At 69.5% G+C, this 13,360-nt stretch carries 13 protein-coding genes and 1 pseudogene; 6 read left to right on the top strand and 8 right to left on the bottom strand.

Going from position 1 to position 13,360, the window contains the following annotated elements:
- The first annotated feature begins 114 nt into the window (after positions 1-114).
- Positions 115-561, top strand: coding sequence for a hypothetical protein (locus AB0H43_RS02750; protein ID WP_359995333.1), 447 nt, complete (start codon positions 115-117; stop codon positions 559-561).
- An 18-nt stretch (positions 562-579) separates the two neighbouring features.
- On the opposite strand, the gene AB0H43_RS02745 is transcribed toward AB0H43_RS02750, so the two are convergent.
- The gene (locus AB0H43_RS02745) at positions 580-1,878 is read right to left on the bottom strand and encodes an MFS transporter (protein ID WP_359995330.1); all 1,299 of its coding nucleotides are present in this window, start codon (positions 1,876-1,878) and stop codon (positions 580-582) included.
- Positions 1,879-1,943: 65 nt separating this feature from the next.
- On the opposite strand from AB0H43_RS02745, the gene AB0H43_RS02740 reads away from it, so the two are divergent.
- A complete protein-coding gene (locus AB0H43_RS02740; protein WP_359995328.1) occupies positions 1,944-2,438 on the top strand; it encodes an NUDIX domain-containing protein in 495 nt (164 codons plus the stop codon).
- A 144-nt stretch (positions 2,439-2,582) separates the two neighbouring features.
- Here AB0H43_RS02740 and AB0H43_RS02735 read toward each other — a convergent pair.
- Positions 2,583-3,365: pseudogene (locus tag AB0H43_RS02735) on the bottom strand (Ku protein); the annotation flags it as partial.
- 50 nt (positions 3,366-3,415) lie between these two features.
- Between AB0H43_RS02735 and ligD the strand changes: the two are divergent.
- A complete protein-coding gene (ligD, locus tag AB0H43_RS02730) occupies positions 3,416-4,282 on the top strand; it encodes a non-homologous end-joining DNA ligase (RefSeq protein ID WP_359995325.1) in 867 nt (288 codons plus the stop codon).
- Positions 4,283-4,442: 160 nt separating this feature from the next.
- Positions 4,443-5,081, top strand: coding sequence for a LysE family translocator (locus tag AB0H43_RS02725; protein WP_359995322.1), 639 nt, complete (start codon positions 4,443-4,445; stop codon positions 5,079-5,081).
- A 288-nt stretch (positions 5,082-5,369) separates the two neighbouring features.
- On the opposite strand, the gene AB0H43_RS02720 is transcribed toward AB0H43_RS02725, so the two are convergent.
- The 3 genes from AB0H43_RS02720 to AB0H43_RS02710 form a co-directional block, all read right to left on the bottom strand.
- Complete coding sequence (locus AB0H43_RS02720) at positions 5,370-7,010, bottom strand: DNA repair helicase XPB (RefSeq protein WP_359995319.1); 1,641 nt, start codon at positions 7,008-7,010, stop codon at positions 5,370-5,372.
- Between the two features lie 302 nt (positions 7,011-7,312).
- Positions 7,313-7,588, bottom strand: coding sequence for a hypothetical protein (locus tag AB0H43_RS02715; protein WP_359995316.1), 276 nt, complete (start codon positions 7,586-7,588; stop codon positions 7,313-7,315).
- Positions 7,589-7,624: 36 nt separating this feature from the next.
- Entirely contained in the window at positions 7,625-7,852 is a 228-nt protein-coding gene (locus AB0H43_RS02710) for a hypothetical protein (protein WP_359995314.1), read from the bottom strand.
- A 180-nt stretch (positions 7,853-8,032) separates the two neighbouring features.
- On the opposite strand from AB0H43_RS02710, the gene AB0H43_RS02705 reads away from it, so the two are divergent.
- Together AB0H43_RS02705 and AB0H43_RS02700 are read left to right on the top strand one after the other, a co-directional pair.
- Complete coding sequence (locus AB0H43_RS02705) at positions 8,033-8,851, top strand: L,D-transpeptidase family protein (RefSeq protein WP_359995311.1); 819 nt, start codon at positions 8,033-8,035, stop codon at positions 8,849-8,851.
- 47 nt (positions 8,852-8,898) lie between these two features.
- Positions 8,899-11,235 carry a helicase-associated domain-containing protein gene (locus AB0H43_RS02700; RefSeq protein ID WP_359995309.1) on the top strand — a complete coding sequence of 779 codons (2,337 nt, stop codon included), beginning with the start codon at positions 8,899-8,901 and terminating at the stop codon, positions 11,233-11,235.
- 120 nt (positions 11,236-11,355) lie between these two features.
- Here AB0H43_RS02700 and AB0H43_RS02695 read toward each other — a convergent pair whose 3' ends face one another.
- From AB0H43_RS02695 to AB0H43_RS02685, 3 genes are all read right to left on the bottom strand, one after another.
- Positions 11,356-11,754 carry a cold shock domain-containing protein gene (locus AB0H43_RS02695; protein ID WP_359995306.1) on the bottom strand — a complete coding sequence of 133 codons (399 nt, stop codon included), beginning with the start codon at positions 11,752-11,754 and terminating at the stop codon, positions 11,356-11,358.
- Positions 11,755-11,832: 78 nt separating this feature from the next.
- Positions 11,833-12,657: a 1,4-dihydroxy-6-naphthoate synthase gene (locus AB0H43_RS02690; protein WP_359995303.1), complete on the bottom strand. Its 825-nt coding sequence runs from the start codon at positions 12,655-12,657 to the stop codon at positions 11,833-11,835.
- Positions 12,654-13,346, bottom strand: a complete 693-nt coding sequence (locus AB0H43_RS02685) for a futalosine hydrolase (RefSeq protein ID WP_359995300.1) — start codon at positions 13,344-13,346, stop codon at positions 12,654-12,656. Before AB0H43_RS02685 ends, AB0H43_RS02690 begins: the two co-directional genes overlap by 4 nt.
- Positions 13,347-13,360 lie beyond the last annotated feature (14 nt).

The following is a 13,360-nucleotide window of genomic DNA, read 5'->3' as shown; positions in this document are numbered from 1 at the left end:
CGAATTCTCAGACCGATCGTTCATCCAGGGCGAGACATGTCGGCGGTCGCCGTTAGGGTGTCCCGGTCGCGGAATGATCCGCCGGCATCCACCCCCTCTGGAGGAAGCACCCCCATGTCCGAGCCCGTTACCTACCAGCCCGCCCCGCAGCCGCAGGCTCCCCAGGAGTCGACCGGCAAGAAGATCGCCAAGGGCATCGGCGCGGCTCTGCTGTGGCGTCTCGTCATCGGCGGCATCGTCGTGATCATCGGTCTTGGCTTCGCCGGTTACAAGTACCTGCAGGGCGACCCGACCGTGAAGACCCCGTCGGTCGGCGACTGCATCACCGACAGCGCCGACGCGGACAACATGAAGGTTGTCGGCTGCACCGAGGCGACCGCGGTCTGGAAGGTGGCCGGTATCGTCGACGGCTCCTACGGCGACTCGCAGAAGCAGGACGAGACGCACCCGTGCATGAAGTTCGGCGACTCGTGGGAGTCGGCGCTGTGGATCGGCAAGGTCAAGGGCGTGACCCCGAAGGCTGCCGACACCGGCAAGATCTACTGCCTGGGCAAGAAGTGAGCTGAGCGCGGCGAAGCATCACCCCGCTGAGGAGGCCACGAGCGCGGCTCGTTCGGCCTCCTCGGCCTCTTTCCGGGCCAGCCCGTCCCGCCCGTCGTACTTCACGAACTTCGGCAAGGCCGCGGCCAGCGCGACGGTCCCCGCGATGCAGAGCGCGCCGCCCCAGACCACCGATCCGCCGACGCCGACGATCTTGGCCATGCCGCCACTGCGTACGCCGCCGAGCAGCGGGCCGATCGAATAGGACAGCATCTCGATTCCGGCGAGCCGGCCCCGCAGATGATCCGGGATGGTCTGGTTCCAGATCGTCGACCGGAAGACGCCGGAGATCATGTCGGCCGCGCCGGCCACCAACAGGCCGGCGATCGCCAGCCACAGCGCGTTCGAGAGGCCGAAGATGAGGATGCCGACGCCCCACAGTCCGGCCGCGATGACGACGGCCAGCCCATGCCGATGGATGCGCAGCGTCCAGCCCGAGGTCAGGGTGGCCAGCATCGAACCGACGCTCGGGGCGGCGTACAGCAGGCCGAGGACGGCCGGGCCGCCTAGTCGGTCGGCGAAGAACGGGTAGAGCGCCTGGGGCATGCCGAACGCCATCGCGTTGATGTCCACGAGGTACGTGCCGAGCAACTCGGGACGGCGGACGGCGTACCGCAGGCCCGTCGCGACACTGCGCAACGACGGCCGATCCGCCATCTCCGGCGGCGGGACCGCCTTCATCATCGCGAGCAGCGCCAGCGACACTCCGAACGTGGCCACGTCGATGGCGTACACCCAGGCGAGACCGCGGCCCGTGCCGAACGCCGCGATGAGCAACCCGGCGATGGCCGGGGCGCCGATCGACGCGAACTGGTGGCGCAACGAGGTGAGCGCGCTGGCGGCGGGGATCTTATCGGGGTCGACGAGTCGCGGCGTGAGCCCTTCGAGCGCGGGCCGCTGCAGGCCGTCGACGGCGGCCGCGAGGGCCGCGATGAGATAGAGCAGCCAGAGGTGTGGCTCCCCGAGCAGCGCGTTGAGCAGCAGCAGGACGGTGAGCGAGAGCTGGGCCACCTCGCCACCGAAGACCAGGACGCGACGGTCCACGTAGTCGGCGAGCGCGCCGCCGACGAACGCCATGAAGAGCAGGGGAACGAGTTCGCAGATGCCGATGAGGCCGACCAGCAACGGATCACCGGTGATCTTGGTGACCTGGTACGGGATCGTCACGAAGGTGATGAACGATCCGATGGAGGTCACCGTCATCGCGCTGTAGAGCAGCCGGAAGTCCCGGCGGCGCAGCGGCGACAGGTCGAGCGAGAAACGTTTCCTGGTACTCATCGGCGCCGATGATGCACCATCCACGCGGGCGGCGTCGAGCCGGTTTCCCCGGCTAGGCTTCGCGCATGGGTGCGGTCGAGGAGTGGTGGGCGTCTTATCACGGCAAGCTACGGGCGGCGTTGCCCGAGGAGACCTTGTTCCTGATCGGCGGGCGGGGCGTGATCCGCGACGGGCAGGGACGGTATCTGCTGATCAAGCGGGCGGACAACGGCATGTGGGCGTTCCCGGCCGGCGGCATGGAGATCGGTGAATCGCTGGTCGACTGCGCGGTCCGGGAAACCTATGAGGAGACCGGGCTGAAGGCGGTCACCGCCGTCCCGTTCGCGCTCTACACCGGGCCGGAGCACACCCACACCAACCAGTGGCAGCACACCTACCAGCACGTCATTCTGGCCTGCCTCATCACCGAGGTCACCGGCGAACTCAATCCGGACCCGGAGGAGGCGACCGACGCGGCGTACTTCCACCCGGACGACTTCCCGAACCAGAGCCTCACCATGCAGCGGACGCTGGGCGACCTCGCGGAGTTCGAGCGCACCGGGCGCTTCGTCCTTCGCTGACCCGCGCTTGCTTTGCGCTCACCGCTTCGCGTGCTCGCTTCTCGTGCTCGCTCCGCTTCGCATGATCATTGCGCCAGCCATGCTGCTTCACCGGGCAATTTGCCCTATCCAACAGCATGGCTGGCGCAATGATCACGCCGCTTTGCGGGCGGCCTTGGCTTTGGCGACGGACTCCCGCAGAGCGGCCATCAGGTCGATGACCTCGGCCTCGCCCTCCTGCGGCTGCGGCGGCGTCGCGACCTCGCGGCCCTCCACCTTGGCCTCGATGACCTGCTGCAACGCCTCCCGGTACGCGTCGGTGTACTCGGTCGGGTCGAACTCGTCGGACATCGACTCGATCAGCGAGCCGGCCATCTGCAGTTCCTGCTTGTGCAGCTTGACCTGATCCGCCCCGCCGAGCACGTCGAACGCCGGCTCGCGTACCTCGTCGGGCCAGAGCATCGTGTTGAGGACTAGCACGTCGTCGCGTACGCGGATGGTGGCGAGCTGCTCGCGTTGGCGCAGTGCGACCTTGACCAGCCCGACGCGACCCGCCTTCGTCAGCGCGTCCCGCAACAGCAGGTACGGCTTGAGCCCCACGTTGCCGTCCGGCTCCAGGTAGTACGCCCGACTGTAGAGAATGGGATCGATCTGATCCTCGGGCACGAACTCCAGCACGTCGATCGCCCGCGAGCTGCTCAACGGCAGGTCGGCGAAGTCGTCGTCGGTGAGGACGACCATCTGGTCGCCGACTTCGTAGCCCTTGGCGAGCTGGTCGTAGTCGACCTGCTTGCCGTCGACGGTGCAGACCCGCTGGTACTTGACCCGTCCGCCGTCTTTGACGTGCATCTGGTGGAACCGGATGTCCTTCTCCTCGGTCGCGGCGTAGAGCCGGACCGCGATGGAGACGAGACCGAAGGAGATCGCGCCCTTCCAGATTGCCCGCATATCACCCATCTTGGCAGTCGCTAGCGGAGGACGCGGCCTATCCTGAGAACGTGACCAGGGTCGAAGTGGAAGGCCGGCGGATAGACCTCACAAACCTGGACAAAGCTCTCTACCCCGATGGCTTCACCAAAGCCGAGATCATCGACTACTACACCCGGATCGCCCCGGTGATGCTGCCGCACCTGGCGGACCGCCAGGTCACCCGGATTCGCTACCCCTCGGGCGCACAGGCCCAGGGCTTCTTCGAGAAGAACGCGCCCGCCGCCAAACCCAGCTGGGTACGCGTCGACAGCGGACTCATCGTGGTCGACGAACTCGCCACGCTCGTCTGGCTCGCTCACCTGGCCGCGCTGGAACTGCATACGCCGCAATGGCAGGTCGCGAACGGTCCCGAACGCCCCGACCGCATCGTCTTCGATCTCGACCCGACCGAACCGGCCGGCCTCGACGAATGCCGTGCGGTCGCGCAGGCGTTACGCGACCGGCTGGCGGTCGACGGGCTCACGGCGTATCCGAAAACCTCCGGACGCAAAGGCATGCAGGTCACCTGCCCCGTGACCGCGACCGCCGAGCAGATCATGGATTACGCCCGCGAGCTCGCGGGCGAGTTCGCGCGAGCCGCGCCCGACGCGATCACCGATCAGATGGCCAAGGCCGGGCGGCCGGGCAAGGTCTTCATCGACTGGAGCCAGAACAACCCCTCGAAGACCACGGTCTGCGTCTACTCGCTCCGCGCGGGCGACTCACCCACCGTCTCCACCCCGATCACCTGGGACGAGGTGGTCAGCGGCTCGTTCACCGCGGCCGATTTCACGCCCACGCGGGTCCTTCAGCGGATCAGCTCGTACGCCGACCTGCACGCCCCGCTCCTGTCCCCCGGTCCCGCCCTCCCCAGCACCCGTCGTCGCCGCCGCTAGTCCCCCGCCTGCCCTACCCTGCCCTGCCCCGGCTCTTCCGCGCGTTTTCTGCGCGATCATGAACTACCGGGCATGATCGTCCGGTGTGTCGCCCCAGACCTCATGATCAACGGCCGATAAGCGGTTGAAATCCGGGCCGGGAATGCCGTTCCATCAGGGCATGATGTCCGCCGACCGCCTGCTCGCCTTCGCGGCGATGTCTCTCGTGCTGATCCTCATCCCCGGCCCGAGCGTGCTGTTCGTCATCGGCCGGGCCCTCGCCCACGGCCGGCGGGCGGCCCTCACCACCGTCCTGGGCAACACCCTCGGGGCGTGCGTCCTCGTCGCAGCGGTCGCCCTCGGCGTCGGCTCGATCGTCGAACGCTCGATCGTCGTCTTCACCGTCCTCAAGCTCGCGGGGGCGGCGTACCTGGTCTATCTCGGCGTGAAGGCGTGGCGGGCCCGAAAGTCCCTGACCACGGTGTTCGCCGCCGACGGGTCGACGCACAACGGCCTTCGCTCCCTCTGGGACGGATTCGCCGTCGGCGTCTCGAACCCGAAGACGATCGTCTTCTTCGCGGCGGTCCTCCCCCAGTTCGTCGACCGGTCCGAGGGCCACGTCGTCGTCCAAATGCTGCTCCTCGGCCTGATCTTCAACCTGATCGCCGTGGTCTTCGACAGCCTTTGGGGCGTCGCCGCCGCGTACGCACGCGACTGGTTCGGCCGCTCACCGAGCCGCTTGCGGATGATCGGCGGCGTCGGCGGCCTGACGATGATCGGGCTCGGCGTGACCGTGGCCGTCACCGGCCGCAAGGACTGACCCTCCTGCCCCGTCGCGAGGTCGCCTGGCGACTGGTGGGCCGAGGTTGGGCCGTGCTCGCACTCTCCGACGACCGTGCCGACGCCGAGGTGCCGATTTCCTCCGTCACCAACGCGCCTCCAGCGCTACGCCGACGCGGTCGAACTCCACTCATGATGATGCCCGAACAGAGCCGTGCCCTAGCCAAGTGATCATGAAGTGTGGGAGTCGATCAGGGCGCCGGGCACAAGACACACCGCGCGATCACGACCGTTAGTTCATGATCGCGCGGGAAAAACGGGGGTGGGGTTAGGCGAGGACGTCGTCGGCGTCCACGATGGTGTAGGCGTACCCCTGCTCGGCGAGGAAGCGCTGCCGGTGGGCGGCGTACTCGGTGTCGATGGTGTCCCGGGAGACGACGGTGTAGAAGTGCGCCTGGCGTCCGTCGGCCTTCGGGCGGAGGACCCGGCCGAGGCGCTGGGCCTCCTCCTGGCGGGAGCCGAAGGTGCCGGAGACCTGGATCGCCACCGCCGCTTCCGGCAGGTCGATCGAGAAGTTGCCCACTTTGGACAAGACCAGCGTACGCAGTTCGCCCGACCGGAATTCGTCCAGCAGCCGTTCGCGCTCCTTGTTCGTCGTACTGCCCTCGAGGATGGGGGCGTCGAGGTACTCCCCCAACTGGTGCAGCTGGTCCAGGTACGCCCCGATCACGAGCACCTGCTCGTCGGAGTGGCGCTCGACGAGGGCCTGCACCACGGGCAGCTTCGTCCGGGCGGTCGACGCCATCCGATAGCGCTCCTCGGCTTCGCCCAGGGCGTACGCCATCCGCTCCTCGTCGGTCAGCGTCACGCGTACCTCGATGCACTCGGCCGGGGCGATCCAGCCTTGCGCCTCGATGTCCTTCCAGGGCGCGTCGTAGCGTTTCGGCCCGATGAGGCTGAACACGTCGCCTTCCTTGCCGTCCTCCCGGACGAGGGTGGCGGTCAGCCCCAGGCGGCGGCGGGCCTGGAGGTCGGCGGTGAACCGGAAGATCGGCGCCGGCAGCAGGTGGACCTCGTCGTAGACGATGAGACCCCAGTCGCGGGCGTCGAACACGTTGAGATGCGGGAAGGTGCCCCCGCGACGCATGGTGAGCACCTGGTACGTCGCGATGGTGACCGGGCGGATCTCCTTGCGCTCACCCGAGTACTCCCCGATCTCCTCCTCGGTGAGTGAAGTCCGGGCGAGCAGTTCCCGCTTCCACTGCCGGGCCGCGACCGTGTTCGTCACCAGGATCAGGGTGGTGGCCTTCGCCGAAGCCATCGCCGCCGCGCCGACCAGGGTCTTCCCGGCGCCACAGGGCAGGACGACCACTCCGGAGCCGCCCGCCTCGAAGTGCTCGACCGCCTCCTTCTGGTAGGAGCGCAGCGTCCACCCGTCCAGCGCCAGCTCGATCTCATGCGCCTCGCCGTCGACGTACCCCGCGAGGTCTTCGGCCGGCCAGCCGAGTTTCAGCAGGGCCTGCTTCAGCCGGCCCCGTTCGGACGGGTGCACGGCGATGGTGTCCGCGTCAAGGTGCGTACCGAGCATGCCGGCGAGCTTCTTGGACTTCGCCACCTCGACGAGCACCGCACGGTCCAGACCCCGCAACACGAGCCCGTGCGCCGGGTCGTTGGCCAGTTGCAGGCGGCCGTAGCGGTCCATCGTCTCGGCGACGTCGACCAGCAGCGCATGCGGCACGGGGTAGCGCGAGTACTTCAGCAAGGCGTCGACGACCTGCTCGGCGTCGTGTCCGGCGGCCCGTGCGTTCCACAGCCCCAACGGGGTGAGGCGGTAGGTGTGCACGTGCTCGGGTGAGCGTTCCAGCTCGGCGAAGGGCGCGATGGCGGCCCGGCAGGCCGCCGCGTCCGGGTGGTCGACCTCCAACAGCAGCGTCTTGTCGGACTGGACGATCAGCGGACCGCTCGACATGAACTCACCTCGATGCAGGGAAGGGGCCGACCCTCCAGTCTGACACGGACGCACTGCTCACCGGCAGGCCCGGCCGAGGGGAGCGTGACGCGGCGCTCCTCCGCTCGGTCACCGTGACCCGCCGAACGGCCGAATTGGCGGCCGAGTCGCAACCACGGATTCGGCCCTGTGCGTCCCTCGTGTGGAAGAAACGGTTGGCCTGATGGCCGGCAAGCCGGCGGCATGAGCGTTCGGGGGAGTCCAACGGGGGCGAGCGCAGTGCCGCCGGCAGCCGTTTCTCCACAGGCGGCGACGCCTGGCGGCTAGTCGGCGCGGCTGCGGGCGAGCGCGCTCACGATGGAGACCAGCAGGAGCAGCAGCAGCCCGCTGCCGATCGCCTCGCCCGCCGCGTCGAGCATCATCCGGTCGAGCACCAGCCAGGCGAAGAAGAACCAGGCAGTGAGGCCGAAGGCGGTGAGTGCCACCGCGATCTGGGCCGTTCGTGACAGTCCGGCGCGTCCGCCGGCCGGCGTCTCCGCGTCCGCAGTCTCGCCCTCCGGGCCGGGCTCGGCGGTCATCTCGGTCCCTCCCGCGCTCACCTCTGTCACTGTTCCAGGGTGCCATCCCCCTGGGAATTATGAGCGATTTTCTGGATCTTCGCCCGAATTGGCGCGCGACCGTGCTCGGAGCGCGCCGATGACGGAAAGCAAGATCAAAACCCCGAAGAGCACACCGAACGCCTCGTTCACGGCGTCGCCGAACGGCTCCCGCCGGACCAGCCAGGCGAGCGCCAGCCAACCCGCCGCACAGGCGGCGGCGACAGCGGCGGTGACCGCCAGCGAAAGCCGCGCCCGGGTCTCCATTTCCTCAGCGTGGCCCGCCGGGGTATCGATCAACCATCCTCCGAATGGATTGCCAGGGAACTCACATCCGGCCCTCTTTCCCTTCTGGACGCTCTTGTCTACTCTCGGCCTGCAACCGGACGCGCCCCCGCATACGTCTGATTCGTCAAGACGTGGTTCCGGAGCACTGGGGAGGGCTTCATGAGGAGAAACCGCGCGGTCGCCGTCATCGCGGGCGCGGCCGCGGCGTTGTTCGCACTGACCGCCTGCCAGCCTGATACACAGGCGGGCGGCGGATCGCCGACACTGGCGCCGGTCGCGGAGACCAGCGCTGTCGCGTCGCCGAGTGCGAGCCCGAGCACCGCGAGCCCGAGTCCGACTCCGACGCCCAGCAAGACCGTGACGCCGAGCAAGACGACCACGACGTCGAGCTGTCAGCAGGGTCCGCGGCAGAAAGAAGTCGAGACCGCTCTGGCCAAACTCGGGACGTGGGGTCCGATCGTGGTGGACGGGCACCAGACCGACGCCGACTGCGCCACCATCAAAAAGTTCCAGAAGCGGTTCGGCATCTCACCCGCCAACGGCCGGGCCGGGGACACCACGGCGAGCGTCGCGAAGCGGCTGGCCGCCACCGACCCCGCCAAGTGCCAGGCCGGCACGGGGACAGTCGCGTGTGTCGACCTCACCCACCAGACGACCTACATCATGAAGGGTGGCAAGGTCATCTGGGGTCCGACCGTCACGCGTACGGGGATGAGCGGATATGCGACGCCGTCGGGCTGGTTCAAGATCTTCGACCGCTCGCCGAAGCACTGGTCGAACCCGTACAAGGTCTGGCTGCCCTACTGGCAGCAGTTCTACAACGGCGACGGCTTCCACGAGACGACCACGTACATCCACAACACGGGGATCGGCTCGCACGGCTGCGTCAACCTCCTGAAGGTGGACGCGCAGAAGTACTACGCGACGCTCGGCTACGGCTCCAAGGTCCACCTGTACGGCCGCCGTCCGGGAACCTGAGCGCGCACACCCGCAGCCGGCGATCGAATGGGTACGGTTGAGCGACGATGACCACCTCATTCGCCGACCGGCTGCGGGCCCTCTCCGACGAGGCGCTCGGTGAGCTGCTGCGCGCCCGCCCCGACCTGATCACGCCGGTGCCGCCGGACCTCTCCGCGCTGGCGGCCCGGGCGCAGACCCGGCTCTCGCTGGCCCGCGTGGTCGAACGGCTCGACCGGTTCACCCTGGAGATCCTCGACGCCGCCCGGCTGACCCGCAGCGACGACGGCTACACGTCCATGGACGCCATCGTGGCGCTGGCCGCGGTGCCCTCCGGCGGTCCGGAGCCGGCCCGCGTCCGGGAAGCCGTCCACGGCCTCCAGAAACTCTTCCTGGTCTACGGACCCGAGGATGAACTGCGACTCACCGGCGCTGTCGACGAGGTGCTCTCGGCGTACCCGGCGGGACTGGGGAGACCGGCCGCGGAACTGGACCCGGCGGCGGCCGCGCTCGCCGCGGACCCGGCCCGCTTGCGCCGCACGCTCCTCGCGGCCCCACCCGCGGCCCGCGCGGTCCTGGACCGGCTGGCCGAAGGTCCGCCGGTGGGCACGTTCAGCGAGCCACCCCCAGCCGTGGCGGAACTCATCGATCAACACCTCTTGGTACGCCTGGACGACCAGACGGTCGAGCTGCCCCGCGAGTTGGGCCTGTTGTTGCGGCGGGACCAGGGTCCGCTGGGCCGCCTGCACCCGCAGCCGCCGGAGCTGCCGGCGGGGACGAGGCCGCAGGCGACGATCGACCGTGCCGGGGCCGGGCAGGCGATGACGGTCGTCCGCGAGGCCGAGGCGGTGCTGGAGGCGCTGGCCGCCGAGCCGATCAGCATCCTGCGCGGCGGCGGTGTCGGAGTGCTGCCGTTGCGACGCCTGGCGAAGGCGGCCGAACTGCCCGAGCCGACGGCCGCGCTCCTGGTGGAGGTGGTCGCCGCGGCCGGTCTGATCGGCGAGACCGAGACGGAGTACCTGCCGGCCGCCGGCTACGACACCTGGCGGGACAAGCCGTTGGCGCAGCGGTGGACGCAGCTCGCCCAGGCGTGGTTGAACATGCCGCGGCAGCCGTCCCTGATCGGGCTGCGCGACGAACGCGACCGTCCGATCACGGCACTGGCGCCGGAGGCTGAGCGCGCGGGGATGCCCGGACTGCGCCGGGAACTGCTCGGCGCGCTGCCGGTCGGCACGACTCCGTCCGAACAGGACGTGCTGGAACTGGTGGCGTGGCGTACGCCGATCCGCGTGCGCGGGCGCGAGGCGGTCTATTCGGCCGTTCTCGCGGAGGCCGCGAGTCTGGGTGTGACCGGGTTCGGCGGCCTGACCGCCTTCGGGGCGCTCCTGCTGGACGACGGTGAGGACGCCGAGGACGACCCGTTGGGCCGTCGCCCTGGAGCTGACCGGCCCCGGGAGGAGAGCCCGGCCTCGCTGGCGCTCGGGGAGTTGGTGCCGCCGCCGGTGGACCACCTGATGGTGCAGGCCGACCTCACCGTCGTGGTGCCCGGCCCGCCCGAACCTCAACTGGCCGCCGAACTCGATCTGGTCGCCGATCACGAGTCGGGCGGTGGCGCGGTCGTCTACCGGGTCACGCGGGACTCCGTGCGGCGGGCGCTCGACGCCGGGTACGCCGGGGCCGACCTGCAGGCGTTGTTCGCCAAGCGATCGCGTACGCCGGTGCCGCAGGCGTTGACCTATCTCATCGACGACATCGCCCGTACGCACGGCGGGCTGCGTACCGGGGCGGCCGGGGCCTATCTGCGCAGCGATGACGAGGCACTGATCGCGGCCGCGCTGACCGACCGCCGGCTGTCGGGGCTGTCCTTGCGCCGGCTCGCCCCCACGGTGCTGATCACGTTGTCACCGCCGGGACGGCTGCTGACCGCACTGCGCGAGGCGGGCTACACCCCGGTGCCCGAGGACCCCACCGGCGCGGTGGTGCTGAGCAAGCCCAAGGTACGCCGAGCGCCGGCCCGAGCAGCGGTAGCGGCCCCGCTCGACCCCGGCAGTGGGCTGACCCGGCCGCGACTGCTCGGCATCGTCGAACATCTGCGGCACGGCGACGCCGCCGCCCGAGCCGCCCGGCGCGCCCCGTTGGCCGTACGCGCCGCCACGGGAGGAGCCGTCGACGGCATCACCGCCGTGCAGGCACACAGCGACGCGCTCGCCGTCCTGCAGCAGGCCGTCCGGGAGAAGGCGCGAGTGTGGGTCGGCTACGTCGACGCCCACGGCACGACCAACTCACGGCTGGTCCGGCCGGTCTCCATCGGCGCCGGCTACCTGCGCGCGGAAGACGAGCGTACGCAGACGATCCACACGTTCGCGTTGTCGCGAGTGACGGCGGCCGTCCCCGAAACGTCCTGACGCCGTCCGCGCTGGATCAGGGATCTCCGTCGAATCTTGAGCCAAGATTCGACCGGGAACCCTGATCCAGCGTCCGAAAAGCGCAGCGTCCGAAGACGCAGCGGGCAACGCGGGAGTGCGTCAGAGTTCGAGTTCGCGGGCGACCGCGTGCAGCGCCTCACCGATCTTCTGCGCGGTCTTGCGGTCCGGGTGCCGGCCCCGCTTCAGGTCGGGCAGGATCTTCGCCTCGAGCACCTTGATCATGTCCTCGATGAGGGTGTTCAGCTCGTCCGGCGTACGCCGCTTCGCCTCGGCTTGAGCCTGCGCGAGCGACGGCGGCGCCTCCAGCAGCTTCACGCCCATCGCCTGCGCGCCCTTGCGCCCCTCGATGATCCCGAACTCGATCTTCTGGCCGCCCTTGAGTTCGGCGACCCCACCGGGGAGTGCGGTCTTGGGCAGAAAGACGTCGCCGCCCTCGTCGCTGGTGACGAAGCCGTAGCCCTTCTGGGCGTCGTACCACTTGACCCGACCGGTTGGCACCGTTGATCCCTGCTTCCCATCCCTGTGCGGCCACGTCGTGACCCGTCGTCCCGCCGCGGCAATGCGGCCGGGTTAAGGCTATCGAGCGAGATCGTCCAGCCCAACAGCAATACCGGGGGTAAGTCCGGCTTTCTCCGAACGTTCCAGGAGTTCGCGGACGGCCGCGTACCCCGCCAGGCCGAGATCCTCGGTGAACTCGTTGACATACAACGAGATGTGTTGATCCACCACGGTCTGCTCCATCTCCTGGGCGTGCGCGAGGACGTACTCCCGGCTGTCTTCGGGACGCGCCCACGCGTGCCGAACCGAGGCCCGGATCCACTCCGTGGCCGCCCTCGGGTCGACCGCGCCGCGTTTGGCCAGGATGGCGCCGAGCGGAATCGGCGACCCGGTGTCAGATTCCCACCATTCGCCAAGATCCACCAATTGCGACAGTCCATAGCGCGGATAGGTGAACCGGGCCTCGTGGATCACCAGGCCCGCGTCGAACCGCCCGGCCGCGACGCCCGGCATGATCTCGTGGAACGGGACCACCACGATGTCCGCGGGCCGCTGCCCGGTCTGCTCGGCCCACAGGCGCATCAAGAGGTACGCCGTAGTCCGTTCCCCGGGCACGGCGACCGTCTTCCCGTCGATCCCCGCTTCGGTGAGGGTGAGCAGAAGCGGGCCGCAGCCCCGGCCGAGCGCGCCGCCGCACGGCAGCAGCTCGTACTGGTCGAGCAGCCAGGGCAGCGCGGCGTACGAGACCTTGACCAGGTCGAACCGGCCGTCGAGGGCGGCCGTGTTCGTCACGTCGACGTCGGCGAACGTCACGTCGAACTCGGGCGCGCCCGGCACCAGGCCGTGCGTCAGCGCATGGAAGACGAAGGTGTCGTTCGGGCAGGGCGAGTACGCGATCTTCATAGTGCTTCCAGGCTATCCCCGATCGTGGCGGCGGCACCCGTCAGCGCCTGCAGCGCGGCGCCGATCTGCCAAGCCGCCCGATCCCGGGGGCCGATCGCGTTGGAGATGGCCCTGATCTCGGCGTACGCGACACCGCAGGCGGCCGCGGCAGCTGCGACCCCGGCGCCCTCCATGGCCTCGGCCGCCGCGTGCGGGTAGCGAAGCCGCAGCTCCTGGGCTCGACCGGCCAGCCCGGTGACGGTCGACACGGTGAGGACGTCGCCGGAGACGGCGTCGCGAAGCCGCCCGCGCAGCAGGGCGTGCAACGCCGGATCCACTTCGGAGACGGCCCGGCCGAAGCCCAGCTCGTCGATGCTGAGATAGCCCTCCGGCGACTGCGCGCCCAGGTCGGCGGCGATGCTGCGAGTCGCCACGACGAGTCCACCGAGGTCGACGACGTCGGCGAAGCCACCGGCGATGCCCATGCTGAGGACGCCGTCGTAGGGCTCACCGGCCGCTTCCGCCAGGGTCAGCAGCCGGGCCGTCGCCGCCGCCGCGTTCGCCGGGCCGACACCGATCGGTGCCACGACGATCGCGCTGCCCGGCGCCAGCCCTTTCCGGACGGCCTCGGCCTCGACCTCGACCGCCGTGGCGATCAGCACCCGCATCCCGTGCTCCCCTCGTTCCGTCGTCCGCGCGCGGTTGATCATGGAGTCCGCCCCCT

This window comes from Hamadaea sp. NPDC050747 (genome assembly GCF_040654195.1).
Classification (GTDB): Bacteria; Actinomycetota; Actinomycetes; order Mycobacteriales; family Micromonosporaceae; genus Hamadaea.
The sequence above is the reverse complement of the archived record's forward strand: the minus strand, read 5'-3'. Positions and strand labels throughout refer to the sequence as shown.